Here is a 20,623-nt window from a genome sequence, read left to right on the forward strand (position 1 = left end):
ACAATCTATCGGAGCCGCCATTATAAGCGATGTGGGTTTATTTGGACTTGTGTTTTTTGGCTCTAGGGTGGGTGGCATCATACACTTCGGACAAATGGCTGAAATCCAAAGAAGTGTAAATTTGCGTGGTCGAGAGTTGTTTGTGTCCTAATAATTCTTGTACTGCGCGAATATTGTGTGAGTTTTGCAAAACGTGTGAAGCATAGCTATGGCGCAACATGTGCGGGCTCAAATAGCGATCGGCTTGCTGTTTTTGTGCCCAAATGTCCAAACGAATTTGAATTTGACGGGTGCCAATGCGTTTGCCTAAGCGTGAAGTGAACAAAGCGGTTTCATCGGCGGCTGCTTGGCGTATCGGCAAATAGGCTTCTATCGCCAAACGGGCTTTTAAGCCAAGCGGCACTTGGCGCTGATGATGGCCTTTGCCGATGACGGTGACCCAACCTGCTTCCAATTGTACATCTTGTACATTCAAATCCCGCAATTCGCTCAAGCGCAAACCACAACCATACAATACTTCAAACATGGCTTGATCACGGATACCCATGGCGTCATCGTGTTGTTCACCGTGTGCAAACCATTGATTTAAAGGTTCGGCAGCAATGGCTTTGGGCAAGCGTTTGGGCGCTTTGGGCGCATTCAAGCCATCACCAATATCGGTTTGCCAATGTTCAAATTGGCGCAAATGAATGATGTATTGTTTCCAAACGCTGATTTTACGAGCCAAACTGCGCGCACTCAGACCTCGTTGGCTCAAACGCATCAAGACTTGGCGTAGATGTTGGGCGGTTAACCGTTCTTGTGCCGAATGGTTTTCAGCCAAAATGTCGAGCAATTGTTGTAAATCACGTTGGTAAGCGGTGATGGACATCGCCGATAAATTGCGTTGGCGCATGCGTTCTAAAAAGGCATCGATGTGGTTACCAAATTCGGCTAACGTGTAAGTGGCGGTCATGGTACGGCCTTAGGCTGTGCAATGTCTTATTGTGGCACGGTGTCACCGAATCAACAAATTTATACAGGACGCTGCTTGGATATAAGCAAGCGTCCTGTAAGCTTTATGCAAACAAATTTTTGAAAGCTTCAGGTGTCGGTGTGACCGTTTGTGCATCATAATCAAAAAACACCATGCCATTTTGGATGCGTGCAATGGCTTTTTGGTCGTCCGCGTGTTCAAAAATATAAACCAAAGTAAAACCTGCACGACCAATATGGGTCACACTGACATGGACGTTCAATACATCGGCGTAAAACGCTTGGCTTAAAAATTGAATCGCTGCATCTGCCATGATTAAGCCAGCGCCTTCGATGTTCATTTCACTGTAAGAAAAATGCATTAAAAAGCGCAAACGTGCTTCATGTGCCATGCGTAAAAAAGCATCGTTGCTGACGTGGTTGCCATAATTGATGTCGCCAATTTGAGCGGTCAATTGGGTGGTGAAATGGATGGTTTCAGGGATGTCAATTTTGATGCGACTCATGCAACATACTCCAATGTGTGTGTATGAAAAAGTTTGTGGTAATCTTAAGTCATGATAGTCGCAGAATGAGGGAGGTGGGAAATGTTGTATACAAACATTTTGGTTCCTTTTGATGACAGCGAAGCGGCATTGGCTGGCTTAAAAGAAGCATGTCGGATAGGTTTGCACACGGGTGCGGTATTGCACATTGTTCATGTGATTGATTTGGCACAATTTGCTTGGTCGGGCGCTACTTATTTGCATACGGATGAATTGGCGATTGCCAGCTCGGATGTGAGCAAAAGCATTTTCAAACGCTCGGAAAGCATTGTGGCAGAATTCCCCAATTTAAATACACATTGCACGGTTTTAGAAGCGGTTGGTGAGAAAGTGGCTTCTTTGTTGGTGCACAAATTGGAGGAGTGGGAATGTGATTTGGTGGTGATGGGAACACATGGCTTTAGCGGTGTGAAGCATTTGCTCATGGGTTCGGTGGCGCAAGATGTGATTCGTCAAGCTGGCGTGCCTGTGACCGTGATTCGTGTTGCCAGTTAAATTCAACAATCATCTTATCAAGCGTCCTGTAAAGTTTACAGGACGCTTGTGGTTTTAAGCTTGTTGGGTCGATGGTTTGATATGGGCTGTGGGTTTTTGCAAAGCGTTTAACACAGACGAAACCAAAATCAAGCCAATACCAACAAATTGGATCGCCACCAATGGCTCTTTTAATAAAAAAGCCGCCAACAATACTGCCGTCACAGGCTCAAAAATGGTCAAAGTTTGGGCTCGGGTAGCAGGCATCCATGTCAAAGCTTTGGTGTACAAAGCATATGGCAATAAAGTGCTGAATAAAGCAATGCCCAAAATCACCGCGACCAAATTCCATGAAAAATGGTGGTTTAAATGGGCAATGGCTTGATGAAAAATGGGCGTGGCGCTCATGATGATGCCGCTGATGAGGACGCTGCTGTACAAAACCAAAACGGGAGGATTGTTGTTAATGGCTTTTTTGCCCAAAACGCCATAACAAGAATAACAAAATCCTGATGCTAAGCCATAAACAATGCCCATAGGATTAATTGGTTCTTGGCTGTTCAAACACAATGCCACACCGATGACGGTTAAGCAGGTCAAACCAATGCCCAATGCGGTTAATTGCTCATCTAGCAATAAACGCGCGAGGAGCAAACTCCAAATGGGGGCGGTATAGAGCAAAGCCACGGCCAAAGCCACGCCAATTTGTTGGACGGCTAAAAAGAAAAATACCGTCATCATCATCACACCAAACACCGATTGTAAGGTGAGCATGGGCAATTGTTTCAATTGGAATTGGCGCAAACTTTTGAGAAACAAAGGGCTGATTGCCAATAAAAAAACTGCTGCTGTGGTCACACGCAAGCTGGCTACTTCCAAGCCTGAAAAGCCTGCTTGATTGAGTTTGGTGCCAAATAAACCAATAAAACCCCAGCAAGTGGCTGCCAATATAACCAAAATACAGCCTAAAGCATAATGTTGTCGCATGCGAATCAATAATGGTTGTCACAAAGAGATTTGCACTATGCCATAAGCCAGACCGATATGAAATGCCAATATGTGAAAAACAGAAATTTCAAAAAGAATGTGTTGGCAGAAGAAAGCTGTGTAAGTAGTTTAGACGTAAAAAAAAGAGCATTCTGCTGAATGCTCTTTTTTATATAATAGTGGTCGGGGCGGTGGGATTCGAACTCACGACCCTCTGCTCCCAAAGCAGATGCGCTAACCAGGCTGCGCTACGCCCCGACGGTAAACTGGGGTGGCTAATGGGGCTCGAACCCACGACAACCGGAATCACAATCCGGGGCTCTACCAACTGAGCTATAGCCACCGTAAAACGGTGTTTCAACGAAAATCGTTGAATCAAAATAAGTGGTCGGGGCGGTGGGATTCGAACTCACGACCCTCTGCTCCCAAAGCAGATGCGCTAACCAGGCTGCGCTACGCCCCGACTGTAAGGCAATCAAAAACGCCCATCAGGACGTTTTTGTAAAACTGGGGTGGCTAATGGGGCTCGAACCCACGACAACCGGAATCACAATCCGGGGCTCTACCAACTGAGCTATAGCCACCATAAAACTTTTTATTCTTGGTGCGCCCGACAGGACTCGAACCTGTAACCCCCGGCTTAGAAGGCCGGTGCTCTATCCGGTTGAGCTACGGGCGCTCTAGTGAGAACTGTCGATGCTACTGTATTCTGTGGTCGGGGCGGTGGGATTCGAACTCACGACCCTCTGCTCCCAAAGCAGATGCGCTAACCAGGCTGCGCTACGCCCCGACTGAGAAGGCAAACTATACGCACCTGTTTAAAAAGTGTCAATACATATTGTGGTTTTTATGGGGGTGATTTTGCATATCATTTTGAAACTTAATTAAATTTAAATTTAATTAGGCATATGGTTTGATTAGATATAAATGTATTTTATGAATTTGCTGAAAAAACAGTGAAATATCGAATTGAAAACCATATTCAAGGTGCGAGGATGTCGAAAAAATGGCAAAATGTCGTTTTTGCGTTAAGGCGCCACTTGCGCCATTAAGAAAGAAAACTCATGAGTGCGACTTTGATTGACGGTAAAGCAATATCACAAGATTTATTGGTACAAGTAGGCGCCAAAGTAGACGAGCGTTTGGCGCAAGGCAAGCGTGCACCCTGTTTGGCTGTGGTATTGGTTGGGGACGATGCCGCCAGTGCTGTGTATGTGAACAATAAGAAAAAAGCTTGCGAAAAAGTGGGTATCAAATCTTTGTCATACGAATATGGCAGCGATTTTACGCAAGAACAATTGCTGGCTTTGGTTGATGAGCTGAATGCAGACGATAATGTTGATGGCATTTTGGTGCAATTGCCGTTACCAAAACACTTGGATGTGCAAGAAATCATTGAACGCATTCGTCCTGACAAAGATGTAGACGGTTTCCATCCTTATAACGTGGGTCGTTTGGCGGTGAAAATGCCATTGATGCGTCCTTGCACCCCGCGTGGTGTGATGATTATGTTAGAAGCGGTGGGCGTGGATGTGATGGGCAAAGATGTGGTGATTGTTGGTGCGTCTAACATTGTGGGTCGTCCTCAAGCTTTGGAGATGTTGCTGTCGCGCGCTACTGTCACTGTTTGTCATTCTAAAACCCGTGATTTGGCGGCAACCGTTGGTCGTGCTGATATTGTGGTGGCAGGCGTGGGCATTCCTAATTTCATCAAAGGTGAGTGGATCAAAGAAGGTGCAGTGGTGATTGATGTGGGTATTAACCGTTTGGATACAGGCAAATTGTGTGGTGACGTTGAGTTTGCCGTGGCCAAAGAACGCGCGGGCATGATTACACCTGTTCCGGGTGGTGTCGGTCCGATGACGATTGCCACTTTGATGCAAAATACTTTGGATGCTTGCCAATTGCACGATTAATCGGCATGATGCACAAAAAAAGCTTTCAGGTATTCTGAAAGCTTTTTATTTTTGAATTCGTCCTTATTTGAATGACTCTTTTTAATAGACAGAATACATTGATGAATCAGTTTTTTAGTGACATGTTGAACGCTTTGCGTTTGCGTTTTCGCCCTTTGGAAGATTACCGTTATTCACCGATGGTTTATGTGGTGATTTTATTGTTGTGCGGCATCAGTTCGGCAGCGATGATGCAATGGGGTTTTGATGCGGAACCTGATTATCCATTAAAATTCACTAACACCACATCATTGGTGGCTTTTTCAGTGTGTTTGGTGGTGTTGCAATGGTTGAGTTTGAGTACGGTTTTGTCCAAACTTTTGAGTGGCATGGCAAAAAAACCTGTACCGCTTAAAGGCTATATGCTGATGACGCAAGCATTTGCAATGTTTGGCGTGTGTTTTTTATATTTGCCTAAAGAATGGATGATTGTGGCATCTGCCTTCCAAATGTGGACATTTTGGATACAATTGTATGGCTTGTTCTTTGTGGCGGTGCCTGAAGTGAGCGGTTGGAAAATCTTGTTGTCTTACATTGCCTCTTATGGCGTGTTTTGCTTGATGATGGTGGCTGTGGGTGCGATTTTCTTGATGACAGGACAACTGGACGACACTTTGTTGCAACAAGAAATGCAACGAGTGTTGCAAGAGCAGCAACAAAGCAAATAAAACCAAATTTAGAGAGGTTGAAGCGTCCTGTAATGAGTTACAGGACGCTTTTTTAGCATTTAATTGATGGTGACCGTGTTGGTATCAATACTGTGTAAATGTTGTAACCATGCGGACAAAGCTGCAAAATCTGCCTCAAAATCAGGTTGAATCACGCTGATTTGTGACCATTGTTGGGCTTTGAGATAAGCGCTTTGATTGTGCAAAAACAAGCCGTTTAATGGCGCATTGAGCGTATAAAGAGCGGGCAATTGAAAATTGATGGCAGTCGGATAAGCTTGTGTTTTTAAAGCATAGGCTTGCAATGGTTTATGTTTCAATACCATTTGCAAGCGCTGGTGCAATTGTTCGAAACGCTGTGGATAGGCTTCTAAAGCATAAGCCAAATTGGCGAGCAAATAAACGGGTAAAGTAAACGGCGTTTGGTGGTGGTATTGGTTCAAATCGGTGTAACTGGTATGTGCATGCGGATGAGGAGTAGGGTTTTGTTGGTAAAACACCCAGCTTAAACCTGCCAAGGCACCAATGGCTTTGCCTGATGTGGCGCTGGCAAAATCCACTTGTGTCAATGAAAACGGCAGCGCGCCAAATGATGAAATGCAATCGACTGCTAAGGTATGTGGCTGTTTGTGTTTGTTTTGGACAAACATGTCCAAATCATTCAAATGACCACACGATGTTTCGCCATGAACACAGGCAACCCAAGCGCAGTTTTGGCTTAAAACATCCAATGTTTCAGCGGTAAAAGATTCGCCCCAAGCGACATTGTAAGTCTCAAACACCAATCCCAAAGCCTGTGCTTGTTGTTGCAGGCGTTGTCCAAATTCGCCATTGCTGCAGATTAAGCCTTTTTGTGTGCCATGCCGTTGTTGCAATTGCTGCAACATGACAGCGTTTGCCAAGGTGCCGCTGCCTAACAACAAGGCCACATGTTGCGCTTGGCTTAAGCTTAATAATGTTTGGGTGACTTGTTTGTGCAAATGTACAAATGTACTGCTGCGGTGCGAGACATCAGTATGAGTTAACGCGTGGGTTTGTTGGACGGGACCGGGATAAAAAATATGCGCTTGTTTGGGCAGGCGTTCAAACAATAGGTGTGCTTTGTCTGCAGTCAAAACCATAGGCACAAAACGGGCTTGTTCGCTGCCGACTTCGGGCGCAAACGCTTCAAAACCAATTTTGCGATACAGTTTTTGCTGGCGTGTGGTGCCTGAAATCACGCAAGCGCTGTAATCTTGGTCGAGCAAATAATGGTACATCGCTTGAATCAAATGGAAGAAAGCCAAGCTGTGGCGGTATTCAGGTTCCATCGCCAATAAGCGCAATTCACACAGTTTGCGGCTTTGTTCTGGGTTTAATAAGGCTTCAACCGCCCCGATTTTTTTGTCCAATGAAAACGGTCTTTGATCGCGAAACGCCAACATGGCAATGATGTTTTCATCTTGATAACACAGTAAATAAGTATTTTGTTCATGAAACGCATCGGTGAGGCTGTGATGGGCATTGTGTGAATGTTGCGGGATTTCTTCGACAAAAGTTTGGTAATTCAAGCGCGCAATCGCTGCAAATTCGGCTTTGGTATGGGCAATTTTGCAATGGTACATGGTGGCTGCCATTCACATTCAATCGGAATGTTTGCAGATTATCATCTTTGCAATGCAACACAAGCAATCTAGCAGGTTTGGCAGGGGTTACAGTGGTGATTACAACAGTATTGGCATAAAAATATATGCATAAAAAAGCGTCCTGTAAGGGTTTACAGGACGCTTGTGAGAGTGGTTAATCCGAATTTTTAGATTTTTTCCAAACAATACAAAGAGGTAATTTCTTCAGAGCGTGCCGTGTATAAAGGGTCATTGGGGTTTTGTGCTTTGGCATGTTCTGGTTTGGCATCGTGTTTGGCAATGAGGCGCAATTGGGCTGCGGCTATCCAATCAGACAAATCATTTGGTTTGCGCAAGCCGATACGTTCGGCCAAATCCGACATAATCAGCCAAGCTTGACCATTCTCATTCAAACGTTCTGTGACACCGTTTAAAAAGCTTTTGAGCATGTGGCTGTCCGCATCGTACAAAGCTGTTTCGATGATAGAGCTGGGTTTGGCAGGCAACCAAGGCGGGTTACACACAATCAAATCCGCTTTGCCAGCGGGAAACAAATCTTGTTCGTGTAATTGAATGTGTTGGTCGATGTGTAAGCGTTCAAAGTTGGCTTGGGCAGCGGCGATGGCAGTGGGGTTGGTATCGGTAGCGATGATATTTTTGAGGCCACGCTTGGCCAATAAGGCTGCCAATACGCCTGAACCTGTGCCGATGTCCCATGCATTGTGGCAATGTTGAGGCAAAGCGGCCTGTAACATCAATTCCAAATATTCACCACGCAGCGGTGAAAATACGCCAAATGGCACATGAATGTGTTGTTCATCCAAAGCCTTAATTGCCACACCTTTTTGATGCCATTGCTCGGCCCCGATATAGCCTAACAAAGCTTGCAAAGAAATCAAGACAGGTTCGGTATTGTCAAAGCCAAAAGCTTGTTTACAGGCCGCTTGAATATTGGGCGCTCGTGGTAAAGTCAATTGCCAATTCGGTTGGACAATCACACACAAATGGCTGAGCAAATGGCTTTTTTGCTGTTGCTGCATGCGGTGTTTGTGAAAGCTTTCTAACAAAGTGTCGCCAGTTTTGGCGGCTTTGTTCAAACGTCGCTTTGCTGCATCCAATAAGGCTTTGGCTTGGTGGTAATCGCCATGCCAAATGGTGGCGGTTTTTGCACGCCATAAAGGTAGGGCTTTGTCAGCTGACAAAGCTTGGCTTTTGTCTAAGTCGGTCAAATGCAGTGGTGGTTTGTTGGTGTTATGACTGAGCCAAGTCAAAGTTTGACCATTGTGGTCAAAAACATGGCGACATAAAGACAAATTAATGTGATTTTTGGACATTGTGTATAAAAAATTCCAAACAGAGGTGGTTTTGACAATAATTTTTTCAAATAAGACTTGATTTTGTCCAAAATTGCTCTACAATAGCAACTAATCTTGCTGTTTGAGCTGTTTTAATCAATAATTTTAGACAAAAGGTCTAGTATGCAACTGGATATTGCTCGTTTAATCGACTACTTTGGTGGAGTGAATGCCTTGGCAGCCGCTTGGAAACAACATTATCCCACAGAGGTGGTGTCGACTGCAGCCATTTACAAATGGCGGGCGCGTTCTTCTTTGCCTCTTGGACAATTGCAAAAATTGACGGTGCTTGCCCAAGCACAAGGTCGACCTTTGGACTTGAATGCATTCATACAACACCAACCTCATTTGGAGCGTACCAATATGTCCAGCAACAACCGCGTTATCATTTTTGATACTACTTTGCGCGATGGTGAGCAATCGCCTGGCGCAGCCATGACCAAAGAAGAAAAAATTCGTATCGCGCGCCAGTTGGAAAAATTAGGTGTGGATGTGATTGAAGCAGGTTTTGCAGCGGCAAGTCCGGGTGATTTTGATGCCATCAATACGATTGCCAAAACGATTACCAAATCAACTGTGTGTTCTTTGTCTCGTGCTAATGAGCGTGATGTGCGTGCGGCAGGTGAAGCGATTGCGCCTGCATCTAAAAAACGCATTCACACGTTTATTGCGACCAGCCCATTGCACATGGAACACAAATTGAAAATGTCGCCTGACCAAGTGCGTGAAGCGGCGGTTAAGGCGGTTAAAATTGCATGTGAATATACCGATGATGTGGAGTTCTCATGTGAAGATGCTTTGCGTTCAGACATTGATTTCTTGGTGCAAATTTGTGGCGATGTGATTGCCGCAGGTGCGACCACGATTAATATTCCTGATACGGTGGGTTATGCCATTCCATTCCAAACTGAAAATTTCTTCCGCGAATTGATCACTCGCACAGTTGGCGGTGACAAAGTGATTTGGTCAGCCCATTGCCACGATGACTTGGGTTTGTCTGTGTCTAACTCATTGGCAGCGGTGATGGGTGGTGCGCGCCAAGTGGAATGTACGATTAATGGTTTGGGTGAACGTGCGGGCAATGCCAGCATGGAAGAAATTGTGATGGCATTGAAAACCCGTCACGATGTGTTTGGCTTGGAAACTGGCATCGACACCACACAAATTGTACCAACGTCTAAATTGGTATCGACCATTACTGGTTATCCTGTGCAGCCGAATAAGGCAATTGTGGGTGCAAATGCGTTTGCACACGAATCTGGCATACATCAAGATGGCATTTTGAAATGTCGTGAAACTTACGAAATTATGTCAGCGGAATCTGTGGGTTGGACTGCTAACCGTTTGACTTTGGGTAAATTGTCAGGTCGCAATGCCTTCAAAACCAAATTGGCTGAATTGGGCATTCAATTGGAAAGCGAAGAAGCATTGAATTCTGCGTTTGCGCGCTTTAAAGAATTGGCCGATAAAAAACGTGAAATCTTTGATGAAGATTTGCATGCTTTGGTATCGGACGAGTTGATCAGCATTACCCCAGACCGCTACAAATATTTGTCGCTGAAAATCCAAACTGAGACCGGTGAGCTGCCACAAGCAGAAATCGTGATGAGTGAACAAGGACAAGAACACCGTGCCACAAGCCAAGGTTCGGGTCCTGTGGATGCGGTCTTCAAAGCCATTGAATCGATTGCACCGAGCGAAGCGCAATTGCAATTGTATTCGGTCAATGCCATTACTGAAGGTACCGAGAGCCAAGGCGAAGTCACTGTGCGTTTGTCGCGTGAAGGTGTTATCGTCAATGGTCAAGGTGCAGATACGGATGTGATTGTTGCCAGTGCCAAAGCGTATATTTCGGCATTGAACAAATTGAACAAGCCTAATGAGCGTATCAAAGCGCAGGGCAATATTTAAATAAAAATATTTAAATCAAATAATAAGTAGAAGAGAGGCAAAGCGTCCTGTAAATCATTTACAGGACGCTTTTTTATGTTGAATTTTTTCAAATGGTTTTTAAGCAACGAAAGAGCAACTCATGGCTTCTAAGTCGTTATTTATCGCATGCAAAGTGTCCAATTTGTGATGAGCATCAATGTGCATCGCTTGCTCAAACAGCCAATCTAGCATGTGTACGGCTTGAGCATGCAGATGAGATTGGTCGCAAATAGGACATTTTGTCAGTGCAGCTGCATCTTGAGATATGGCATTTTCATGATGAATAGGGCTGCGCCATTGGCAATCAGGACAGGTCAATTGGTAGCTGGAAGAGGGCAGATGCATCATTATGGTTCTCCTTCTTATTATTCATTTTTTTGATTTGGGCAATCAGAATTTTGGTACTGATGAAACTTATTTATACAGAAAAAATGCTTTTTAAGTAAAGCAAAATGTTTTAATTAACCTTTTGTTATATAAGTATTTAATTTGAATATAATAATTTAATGTATGAATGAAAGTATTTGATAGAAGTTGATTTTTGGGTGTATGGATTCGTAGGTGGTTGATTCAACTAACAACAAAAGGGATGAGCGTTGTTTTGGTCGATATTTTGTGGTTGAGCAAATATGAAATAAATTTTTGGATTAACCCAAAAAAAAACAAGCGTCCTGTCAATATTGACAGGACGCTTGTCGATTTATTACAACAATGACATAAAAGTCAGTTTAAATCAGGACTCACAATGATTTTGACAGCAGATTCATTATTGTGTATCAAAGTTTCAAAACCTTTGCTGATTAAATCATTTAAACCAATGCGTTGGGTGATGAAAGGTTCTAAATCGATTTTGCCAGCCTCTACCAATTTGATGGTTTCTTGATGGTCGTTGCAATACGCGATGGTGCCGCGCACATCCAATTCTTTCATTACCACGCTGTGGACGTTGACGCTGGCAGGATGGCTCCAAATTGATACAATCACAATCACGCCTGTGGGTTTGATGGCATCGACCAATTGGTCCAAGACTTTATTCACGCTGCTGCATTCAAATGCGACATCTGCGCCTTTATCTTGGGTCAATTTTTTCACGGCATCGACCACATCGACTTCAGATGGGTCTAAAACATAATCGGCAACGCCTGAGCTTAACGCCTTTTCTTTGCGCTTAGCGCTCAGCTCCGTCATGATGATTGTCAAGCCTTTGGCTTTCAAAATCGCACCCAATAACAAACCGATGGGACCTGCGCCACCAATCAATGCCACGTCACCAGCTTGAGCACCACTGCGCACAAATGCATGGTGACCAACAGACAAAGGCTCAATCAAAGCGGCCTGATCTAATGGAATGTGATTGGCGATGGGATGTACCCAACGGCGTTTGACAGCGATTTTTTCAGACAAACCGCCACCATGACCACCCAAACCAATAAAATTCATATCTTTAGACAAATGGTAATGGTCGCCCACACTTGTTGGCACGTCATCGGCAATAATATAGGGTTCTACCACCACGTGTTGACCGATTTCAATGTCGTCCACGCCTTCGCCCACTGCATATACCACACCTGAGAATTCATGACCCATGGTAATGGGTGCAGATTCGCCTGAAATGGGATGTGGATGACCGCAAGGTGGAATGAAAATAGGACCTTCCATAAATTCATGTAAATCGGTACCACAAATGCCGCACCAAGCCACTTTTACTCCCACGGTGCCTGGGGCGACAACAGGTTCAGGAATGTCCTCGATGCGGATGTCACCACGGTCATAAAAACGGGCTGCTTTCATTTTCAAATCCTTTGATGTGAGTATTACAGTGGTTGATTTTAAAATCAATAAGATAGAAAAGATTAGCTTGATATAGGTTGATTGGTTTTAATGTAAATCAAATATGCCATTAGTTTTTTATTTGATTTTATATAAATAAAAAAACAAGCTTGATTTTCAAGCTTGTTTTGAAAAATATCAGGTCGCCATTTTTCGACTTTGTTTGTAAAAACGCCACCAAAAAAATACTCGCCACAAACAGATTATGGCACAAGCAATCATGCTCAAAGCGGTTATCAAATAACGCAAATTGTCTAAAGAAATGACCCAATGCCCTTGTAGCAACTGCCAGACAGTCATGCTAAAGCCATACAACGCCGGCAAGCTGAATGCTAAGGTCAAAAACAAACCTAAGAGGCGAAATGGTCCTAAGGCATAAGCCTGATTTTGGCTCATGGCTTTATTCAGTTGTAACAATATGACCAATGAAAAAGTGATGATGACAACCATACCAGCGTTCACCATGACTTGTAGCCAGTTGAAAGCCACGTCAGGGACTGCGGTGAGAACATTGGGGGCCGTAGTATGGGTACTGTTCAAGCTTTGGAAAATGTTCAATCCCAAGCCAAACCAAATATCCAATAAAACCACGATTATGGGCAATGCTGTCAATCTTCCGAGCACTGTTTTATTCCTAATTTAATAATTTCAATAGTGTAATCATCTGTGACGGTTTTGGATAGTTTGCATCATTTTTTTATGGCTAAGGTGTTGACAGTAAGGTGTTTAAAACGTATGTTTCAAACACTTGTTTTAATTGTTTTGAATGCCATGAGCCAAATAGACAGCCTTACCATAGAGAAAATCCTGATCACGGCAGAAGAACATTTTGCGGTGCATGGTTATTTTGCTACTTCAATGCGCCAATTGACACGAGAAGCCGAAGTCAATGTGGCCGCGGTGCACTACCATTTTGGCAGTAAAGACAGTTTGTTTTTAGCAGTCTTAAAGCGCCGTATTGCGCCATTTGTGGCTATGGTGCTGGACAATATGCAGCAAAAAATTGAACAAAAGCAATTGGTAAAAGCGGAAGATTTGGTACAGGCTTTTGTGGATGTGTGTTTGTTTTATGCGCGTGAATACGAGCGTGGGGCGGTTTTAGTGACGCGTTTGGTCTCACGTTTAATGCTAGATGAATACAAAACATTCCGTGAGCAATTGGCACAAGAATATGTAGATGTAATTGAAAAAATATTGCATTGGTTTGAACAAGCATTGCCTCATTTAGATAAAGAAACTGTCCGTTGGCGCATGCACATTGCATTGAGTACTTTGTTTAACAGTTTTGCAGGTAATGATGTATTGAAGGCTTTGGCTCGTCGTGAGTGGGTCAATGCTAAAAATCCAGAGCAGGTAGCACGCTTCGTGGTGCCGTTTGTGGTGGCAGGTTTAACGGCACCTTGAGGTGCGGTTTCATTTTTAGGAGAGAATCGTCATGTTAAGTTTAGGCTTGATGCTGCTGTTGGGTGGGATTGTAGCTTACATGCGTGCTAAAGGTTGGATGATTGCTTTGGCTGCGTTTGTAGGTGCCCTCATTGGCGGCTGTTATTGGTTGGCATTGTTGCCATTGGTGGTTGGTTTGGTGTTCTGTTTGCCGGTGGTACAGAATATATACATGCCAAAAGTATTTAGCATGTTCAAAAAAGTGACACCACCAATGTCAGAAACCGAGCAAGAAGCTATCAATGCAGGTACGGTTTGGTGGGATGGCGAATTGTTTTCAGGCAAACCTGATTATCAAAAATTGCTGAATTATCCAAATCCACAATTGACTGCTGAAGAGCAAGCATTTATTGATGGCCCAGTAGAAGTGTTGTGCAATATGCTCAATGATTGGCAAATTAATCATGAGTTGAAGGATTTGCCGCAAGAAGCTTGGGATTTCATCAAAGAGCAAGGTTTCTTGGGCATGATTGTTAAAAAACAATACGGTGGTTTGGAGTTTTCCAATTACGCCCATGCCAAAGTTGTGACTAAAATTGCGACCCGTTGTGGCAGTGCTGCGGTAACTGTGATGGTGCCGAACTCTTTGGGTCCTGGTGAATTGTTGCAACATTATGGTACTGACGCGCAAAAAGATTATTATTTGCCACGTTTGGCCAAAGGCGTAGACATTCCATGTTTTGCTTTGACCAGTCCGTCTGCAGGTTCGGACGCTGGTGGTATTCCTGACTTTGGTGTGGTGACTCGAGGTTCTTACATAGACCCTCGCACAGGTGAGCGCCATGAAGATGTTTTGGGTGTGCGCGTGTCTTGGGAAAAACGTTGGATTACTTTGGCACCTGTGGCAACAGTTTTGGGTTTGGCATTCAAAATGTACGATCCTGATGGTTTGTTGGGTGAGAAAAAAGACATTGGTATCACTTGTGCATTGGTTCCCGCTGAGTATGAGGGCGTGAATATTGGTCGCCGTCATTGGCCATCAGGCAGTGCATTCATGAATGGTCCTACTTGGGGTGCTGATGTGTTCATTCCGTTGGATTGGATTATCGGTGGCGTGGCGTATGCTGGTCGTGGTTGGCAGATGCTGGTTGAATGTTTGTCTGTGGGTCGTTGCATTTCTTTGCCAGCGAATTCAGTTGCAGGCGGTTTGGCCACATCTTATACCACCAGCTTGTATTCTCGTATTCGTGACCAATTCGGTTTGCCAATTGGTAAATTTGAAGGTGTAGACGAAGCTTTGGCGCGCATTATCAGCAATACTTATCAAATGGAAGCCTCACAAGACTTGGCTTTGACAGGTTTGGATATTGGTGAAAAACCTAGCGTGATTTCAGCGATGTTGAAATACCACAATACTGAGCGTTTGCGCAAAGTTTTGAATGACGCAATGGACATTCATGGTGGTCGTACTGTGGTGCAAGGTCCACGCAACTATCTGGTAGCGGCTTACCAAGCGATTCCAATTGCCATTACCGTAGAAGGTGCCAACATTTTGACCCGTAGCTTGATGATTTTCGGTCAAGGTGCAATTCGCAGCCATCCTTATGTATTGCGTGAAATGATGGCGGCAACCAACAATGATGCGTCTGCCTTCAATCAAGCATTCACCAAACATGTGCATTTTGTCATGACCAATATTGTACGCAGTTTTTGGTTGAGTTTGACCAATGGTTGCTTGAGCAGTTCACCTCGTAAAGGTGTGGTCGCACCTTACTACAAGCAAATGAATCGCTTGGCAGCTAACTTTGCTTTGCTCACTGATATGTGCATGTTCAGCTTGGGTGGCTCGTTGAAATTCCGAGAAAAATTGTCTGCTCGTTTGGGTGATGTTGCTTCTAATTTGTACATCTGTTCAGCCGTCCTGAAACGATTCGAGCGTGATGGCTCACCTAAGTCTGATGAAGCTGTGATGCAATATGCAGCACAACAAGCTTTGTATGATGCACAAGTGGCGATGGATGGTGTGTTGAAAAACTTGCCTAACCGTCCGATTGCTTGGATTTTGCGTGTATTGACCATGCCAGCGGGGCACAATATTGATGCTCCTAGTGACAAATTGGGCAGCAAAGTGGCCAATGAAATGATGAAAGGCGATGAGGCTTTGAATCGCTTGACTCGTTTTATGTTCAAACCCCAAGACGAACAAGATCCAATTGGTGTTTTAGCGCCAGCACATGCTGCGGTTTTGGCAGCAGAAGCGGCTGAAAAGAAAGTGCGCAAATTGGAACGTGACAATCAATTGTCTGCGGCATCTCCAGCGTTGCGTTTGCAAGAAGCATTGGATAGCGCTTTCATTACCCAGCAAGAATACGATTTGATTGTGCGCTCGCGCCAGTTAAAACGCCAAGTGGTGATGGTGGATGATTTTGATATGCAACTTGAGCAACATGATGATAAATTGTTAGAGCGTCACGTTTTCTAAGTCGTTAAACCCATACTGGCTTACTAATTATGCTAAGTGAGTCAGTATGATTTATCTAAACAAATGGGTTAAAAAATATACAATGACGACCCTTTATGTTGTTACAGGCATTTGCCTCGGAGAAAATAGAGTATGAAACAACACTTCCTCACTACCGTAAAAATTTCCAGTGTTTTGATTTTGGCGGGATTGACTGCACAAGCACATGCTTCTGGTTATCATTTTGGTACGCAGTCTGTCAGTGCACAATCCACTGCTAACTCATCAGCTGCAGAAGCGGCAGATCCATCGACTATCTTTTATAACCCTGCGGGTTTGACTAAATTGCCAGGCACACAAGCGACCATCAATTTGAATGTCGTTTTTCCTAGTATTAAAGTTGATGATGCCAAAGGTTATTACCCTACCAATCCAGATGGTTCACCAACTGATGGTACTGTGGGAAAAGGTGAGCGTATCAGTGGTTTTAATTCAGATAAAATTGACCCAGGCCCGACGTTTGCCCCTCATTTTTATGCTTCTCATCAAGTCAATGATCGTGTGAGTGTGGGTATTGGTGGTTTCGTGCCGTTCGGCTCAGGTACTGAATACGAACATAATTCGGTTTTGCGTTATAACTTGAATGAGTTGGGCTTACAAACCATAGCGATTCAACCAACTGTGGCATTCAAATTGAATGACAATCACTCGTTTGGTATTGGCTTGGTGGCGCAGCATACCACTGCTGAATTGCGTCAATATGCCAACTTTGGACCTGCATTGCGAGCAGGATTGGCTGAGAGTTCGACACAGGCGGCAGCTGGTTTAATGCAATTGAATGCGGGTATCGCACAATTGAATGGCGGTATTGCTCAATATGATACTGGTATTGCTCAAGCGGAAGCTGGCATTACTCAATTACAAGCGGCTTTGCAAGCCAATCCAAACAGTGCTCAATTACAAGCGCAATTAGAAGGCACTCAACAAGCACGCGATAAAGCTGTGGCAGAGCGCACCGCTTTGCAAACGCAGCTTGCAGGCGTTACGAAACAGCAACAAACGGTAACGGCACAAAAACAAGCTGTAGATGGTCAATTGGCCAATATGAGTGCCAGTGGTAATGGTGATGCTGATGGTTATGCCAAAGTCAAAGGTGATGATTGGGGTTTTGGTTATAACTTGGCATGGATGTGGGACATCAACGAGTCAGTTCGTGTGGGTGTGAACTACCGTTCTAAAGTTGAACACGATTTGAAAGGCGATGCTGAATGGATTTTGGTTGGTCAGTCTTTTCAAAATCCCAACTTAGGTAGTACTTTGTCACAGCAAATTCGCGACCGTGGTTACAAAGCCAAAGAAGATGCCAGTGTGAAAATTGTCACTCCTGAGTCATTGTCTTTACATGGTATGTGGAAAGCCAATCCAAAATGGAATGTGTTTGCCGATGCAACATGGACGCGTCACTCTCGTTTCAATCAAGCCATCTTACAGTTCGGCAATTTGAAAACAGTGACCACTGCACAAACGGGCGATGAAGACGCTGCAACTGCAGGTTCACAATCTAGTAAAACCCGCTTGTATCCAAACTGGAAAGACACGTGGAAAGTTGGTGTGGGTGCATCTTATCAATACAGTGAGCCATTGCAATTGCGTTTTGGTATGGCTTACGACCAATCACCTGTACGCGATTCAAGTTTCCGCATGAGTACTTTGCCAGACAATGATCGTATTTGGTTCTCTTTGGGTGCGAAATACGACATCAACAAGCAAAACACTGTGAACTTTGCATACAGCTATATTCATATCAAAAATTCCGATGCAATCGTGAATGGTTATGGTACAGGCGATCGTAATGCGTATGCACAAGCCAACGTGAGCAGTAAAACCGATGGTACGGCCAAATTCAAAAGCAATGGTCAAATCTTAGGTGTTCAATACACTTACCGTTTTTAATTAATCAAGCAAAGTGCGGATGGGCTTGCCCATCTGCACCTGATTCATAACCCTGTTCGTAAAAAAGAGGTTTTCTTATGTCATCAAACAAGCTCGTGGTACGCAAAGTAGCCGTGTTGGGCGCAGGTGTCATGGGTGCGCAAATTGCCGCTCATTTGGCTAATGCCAAAGTACCAACCGTGTTATTTGATTTACCAGCCAAAGAAGGTCCAAAAAATGCCATCGTTGAAAAAGCTTTGGCTGCGTTGAAAAAACAAAAACCAGCGCCTTTGGCCAGCAAAACTGCGATTGAATACATTCAAGCCGCCAATTATGACGATGATTTGGCGTTGTTGTCTGAGTGTGATTTGGTGATTGAAGCAGTGGCTGAGCGCTTAGACATCAAAGAAAATTTGTACAGCAAAGTGGCACCGTATTTGGGTGAAAAAACCATTTTTGCGACCAATACTTCAGGCTTGTCGATTGAAACATTGGCAGGCGTGTTTTCTAAAGAATTGAAAGACCGTTTTTGCGGTGTGCATTTCTTCAATCCGCCACGCTATATGCATTTGGTAGAATTGATTGCATGCCAAGAAACCGATGCTGCGGTATTGGACAATTTAGAGCGTTTCTTGGTGTCGACCTTAGGCAAAGGCGTGGTTCGCGCTAAAGATACGCCTAACTTCGTTGCCAACCGTATTGGCGTGTTCTCGATGCTCGCGACGATGGCCAATGCTGCGCAATATGGTTTGCGTTTTGATGTGGTCGACGATTTGACGGGCGCGCGTTTGGGTCGCCCAAAATCTGCTACATTCCGTACCGCTGACGTGGTGGGTTTGGACACGTTTGCACACGTTGCTAAAACCATGCAAGACCATTTACAGGCTGATCCTTGGCACGCGCATTTTGGTTTGCCAACTTGGTTGACAGGCTTGATTGAAAAAGGTGCTTTGGGTGCGAAAACCAAAGCAGGTATTTTCAAAAAAGAAGGCAAGCGCATTTTTGTATTGGATGCTAACAGCGGCGAATACGTGGCTTCGAATGAAAAAGCCGACAAAGAAGTCACTGAACTTTTGAAAGCGGCAACTTGGGGCGAAAAATTGGCGGCACTTCGTGCATCTGAACACCCACAAGCACAATTTTTGTGGGCGTGCATGCGTGATGTGTTCCATTACATCGCCGTTCATGCCAAAGACATCGCTCACAATGCCCGTGACATCGATTTTGCGATTCGTTGGGGCTTCGGTTGGGACATGGGTCCATTTGAAATTTGGCAAGCCGCTGGCTGGACGCAAGTGGCTAAATGGGTAGCAGAAGACATTGCCGCTGGTAAAACGTTGAGCAGCGAGCCGTTGCCTGAATGGGTATTAGACGGTCGTGAAGGCGTACATTCAGATGCTGGCAGCTTGAATTTCTCTAGCTTGGAAGCCGAAGGCCGCAGCCAATTGGACGTTTACAAACGCCAATATTTGCCAGCGAAATTGTTTGGAGAATCTCCAAAAGCATTGGGCGAAACCGTGTTCAAAACCGATGCGATTCACGCGTTCACTTTGGACGGTGAAGTATTGGTGATTGAAAATACCAACAAAAATCGTGCGATTAGCCGCGAAGTGTTGGAAGGCATCAATCAAGCCATTGATGTTGCCGAAGAGCGTTTCTCGTCTTTGGTGATTTGGGCACCTGAAGCACCGTTCTCAGTCGGTGCAGATTTGAAATCGATGATGCCAGCGTTTGCCACAGGTGATTTGCAAGCCATCGAAGATATGGTCAAATTGTTCCAAGACACCTCGATGCGCTTGCGTTACAGCCACATTCCAACCGTTTCTGCGGTGCAAGGTTTTGCTTTTGGTGGCGGTTGTGAGTTTGTATTGCATTCAAACAAAGTCGTGGCGGCATTGGAGTCTTACATCGGTTTGGTGGAAGTGGGCGTGGGCTTGATTCCAGCAGGCGGCGGCAGCAAAGATTTTGCATTGAAAGCGGCGCGTGCGAGCCAAGGCGATTTGTTAGCGGCCTTAAAAGACCGTTACATGAATTTGGCGATGGCGAAAGTGGCAACAAGTGCTTTGGAAGCCAAAGAATTGGGCTATTTGAATGAAGATGCGGTCGTGGTATTCAATGCGTATGAATTGTTGTTTGTCGCTTTGAACGAAGCGCGCGCATTGGCCGCTTCTGGCTGGCGTCCTGAAATTCAGCAAAAATTTGCTGTGGCAGGTCGCACCGGTGCCGCTTCGATTAAAGGCCAATTGGTGAACATGAAAGAGGGCGGCTTCATCAGCGAATACGACATGTATTTGGGCAGCCAAATTGCCGACGTGATGACCGGTGGCGATGTGGACGCAGGTACGATTGTCGATGAACAATGGATTTTGGATTTAGAACGCAAAGTGTTCGTGTCTTTGTTGCAACAAGAGAAAACCTTGGAGCGCATCGAGAACATGATGTCTACTGGTAAACCATTGCGCAACTGATGCCTTTAAGCGTCCTGTAAAGGTTTACAGGACGCTTAAAAAACGAATTTGGAG

The 20,623-nt window shown here is 44.6% G+C and carries 16 protein-coding genes and 6 tRNA genes; 8 read left to right on the forward strand and 14 right to left on the reverse strand.

Annotated elements, in window-relative coordinates:
• Positions 1–37 precede the first annotated feature (37 nt).
• Together H150_RS0106590 and H150_RS0106595 are read right to left on the reverse strand one after the other, a co-directional pair.
• The gene (locus tag H150_RS0106590; RefSeq protein ID WP_019958266.1) at positions 38–955 is read right to left on the reverse strand and encodes a tyrosine-type recombinase/integrase; all 918 of its coding nucleotides are present in this window, start codon (positions 953–955) and stop codon (positions 38–40) included.
• Between the two features lie 103 nt (positions 956–1,058).
• Positions 1,059–1,481, reverse strand: coding sequence for an acyl-CoA thioesterase (locus H150_RS0106595; protein WP_019958267.1), 423 nt, complete (start codon positions 1,479–1,481; stop codon positions 1,059–1,061).
• 81 nt (positions 1,482–1,562) lie between these two features.
• Here H150_RS0106595 and H150_RS0106600 point away from each other — a divergent pair, with 81 nt between their 5' ends.
• A complete protein-coding gene (locus H150_RS0106600; protein ID WP_019958268.1) occupies positions 1,563–2,015 on the forward strand; it encodes a universal stress protein in 453 nt (150 codons plus the stop codon).
• A 54-nt stretch (positions 2,016–2,069) separates the two neighbouring features.
• On the opposite strand, the gene H150_RS0106605 is transcribed toward H150_RS0106600, so the two are convergent.
• The 7 genes from H150_RS0106605 to H150_RS0106635 form a co-directional block, all read right to left on the reverse strand.
• Entirely contained in the window at positions 2,070–2,981 is a 912-nt protein-coding gene (locus H150_RS0106605) for an EamA family transporter (RefSeq protein WP_019958269.1), read from the reverse strand.
• Positions 2,982–3,161: 180 nt separating this feature from the next.
• Positions 3,162–3,239 (reverse strand) — tRNA-Pro (locus H150_RS0106610).
• A gap of 9 nt (positions 3,240–3,248) precedes the next feature.
• Positions 3,249–3,324: transfer RNA gene (locus H150_RS0106615), tRNA-His, on the reverse strand.
• A gap of 42 nt (positions 3,325–3,366) precedes the next feature.
• Positions 3,367–3,444: transfer RNA gene (locus H150_RS0106620), tRNA-Pro, on the reverse strand.
• Between the two features lie 45 nt (positions 3,445–3,489).
• A tRNA-His gene (locus tag H150_RS0106625) sits at positions 3,490–3,565 on the reverse strand.
• 18 nt (positions 3,566–3,583) lie between these two features.
• Positions 3,584–3,660: transfer RNA gene (locus H150_RS0106630), tRNA-Arg, on the reverse strand.
• A gap of 33 nt (positions 3,661–3,693) precedes the next feature.
• Positions 3,694–3,771: transfer RNA gene (locus H150_RS0106635), tRNA-Pro, on the reverse strand.
• Between the two features lie 274 nt (positions 3,772–4,045).
• Between H150_RS0106635 and folD the strand changes: the two genes are divergently transcribed.
• Positions 4,046–4,897: a bifunctional methylenetetrahydrofolate dehydrogenase/methenyltetrahydrofolate cyclohydrolase FolD gene (gene folD / locus H150_RS0106640; protein WP_019958270.1), complete on the forward strand. Its 852-nt coding sequence runs from the start codon at positions 4,046–4,048 to the stop codon at positions 4,895–4,897.
• Between the two features lie 101 nt (positions 4,898–4,998).
• Positions 4,999–5,604, forward strand: coding sequence for a hypothetical protein (locus H150_RS0106645; RefSeq protein ID WP_026353539.1), 606 nt, complete (start codon positions 4,999–5,001; stop codon positions 5,602–5,604).
• Between the two features lie 59 nt (positions 5,605–5,663).
• Here H150_RS0106645 and H150_RS0106650 read toward each other — a convergent pair whose 3' ends face one another.
• Both H150_RS0106650 and H150_RS0106655 read right to left on the reverse strand, forming a co-directional pair.
• Positions 5,664–7,220 carry an aminotransferase class V-fold PLP-dependent enzyme gene (locus tag H150_RS0106650; RefSeq protein WP_019958272.1) on the reverse strand — a complete coding sequence of 519 codons (1,557 nt, stop codon included), beginning with the start codon at positions 7,218–7,220 and terminating at the stop codon, positions 5,664–5,666.
• A gap of 176 nt (positions 7,221–7,396) precedes the next feature.
• A complete protein-coding gene (locus H150_RS0106655; RefSeq protein WP_019958273.1) occupies positions 7,397–8,542 on the reverse strand; it encodes a 50S ribosomal protein L11 methyltransferase in 1,146 nt (381 codons plus the stop codon).
• Positions 8,543–8,686: 144 nt separating this feature from the next.
• Here H150_RS0106655 and H150_RS0106660 point away from each other — a divergent pair, with 144 nt between their 5' ends.
• On the forward strand, positions 8,687–10,474 hold the full coding sequence (locus tag H150_RS0106660) for a 2-isopropylmalate synthase (protein WP_019958274.1): 1,788 nt from the start codon (positions 8,687–8,689) through the stop codon (positions 10,472–10,474).
• Between the two features lie 99 nt (positions 10,475–10,573).
• On the opposite strand, the gene H150_RS0106665 is transcribed toward H150_RS0106660, so the two are convergent.
• From H150_RS0106665 to H150_RS0106680, 3 genes are all read right to left on the reverse strand, one after another.
• Positions 10,574–10,843: a hypothetical protein gene (locus H150_RS0106665; RefSeq protein ID WP_019958275.1), complete on the reverse strand. Its 270-nt coding sequence runs from the start codon at positions 10,841–10,843 to the stop codon at positions 10,574–10,576.
• 375 nt (positions 10,844–11,218) lie between these two features.
• A complete protein-coding gene (locus H150_RS0106675) occupies positions 11,219–12,286 on the reverse strand; it encodes a 2,3-butanediol dehydrogenase (RefSeq protein ID WP_019958277.1) in 1,068 nt (355 codons plus the stop codon).
• Positions 12,287–12,463: 177 nt separating this feature from the next.
• Positions 12,464–12,949, reverse strand: coding sequence for a hypothetical protein (locus tag H150_RS0106680; protein ID WP_040755742.1), 486 nt, complete (start codon positions 12,947–12,949; stop codon positions 12,464–12,466).
• A gap of 111 nt (positions 12,950–13,060) precedes the next feature.
• Here H150_RS0106680 and H150_RS0106685 point away from each other — a divergent pair, with 111 nt between their 5' ends.
• The 4 genes from H150_RS0106685 to H150_RS0106700 all read left to right on the forward strand — a co-directional run bounded on the left by H150_RS0106685 (position 13,061) and on the right by H150_RS0106700 (position 20,569).
• Positions 13,061–13,729, forward strand: a complete 669-nt coding sequence (locus H150_RS0106685) for a TetR/AcrR family transcriptional regulator (RefSeq protein WP_019958279.1) — start codon at positions 13,061–13,063, stop codon at positions 13,727–13,729.
• 31 nt (positions 13,730–13,760) lie between these two features.
• Entirely contained in the window at positions 13,761–16,190 is a 2,430-nt protein-coding gene (locus H150_RS0106690) for an acyl-CoA dehydrogenase (RefSeq protein ID WP_019958280.1), read from the forward strand.
• Positions 16,191–16,322: 132 nt separating this feature from the next.
• A complete protein-coding gene (locus tag H150_RS15270) occupies positions 16,323–18,122 on the forward strand; it encodes an OmpP1/FadL family transporter (RefSeq protein WP_019958281.1) in 1,800 nt (599 codons plus the stop codon).
• 77 nt (positions 18,123–18,199) lie between these two features.
• Entirely contained in the window at positions 18,200–20,569 is a 2,370-nt protein-coding gene (locus H150_RS0106700; RefSeq protein WP_019958282.1) for a 3-hydroxyacyl-CoA dehydrogenase/enoyl-CoA hydratase family protein, read from the forward strand.
• Positions 20,570–20,623 lie beyond the last annotated feature (54 nt).

Origin of the sequence: Vitreoscilla stercoraria DSM 513, assembly GCF_000382305.1 — a bacterium.
GTDB lineage: Bacteria > Pseudomonadota > Gammaproteobacteria > Burkholderiales > Neisseriaceae > Vitreoscilla > Vitreoscilla stercoraria.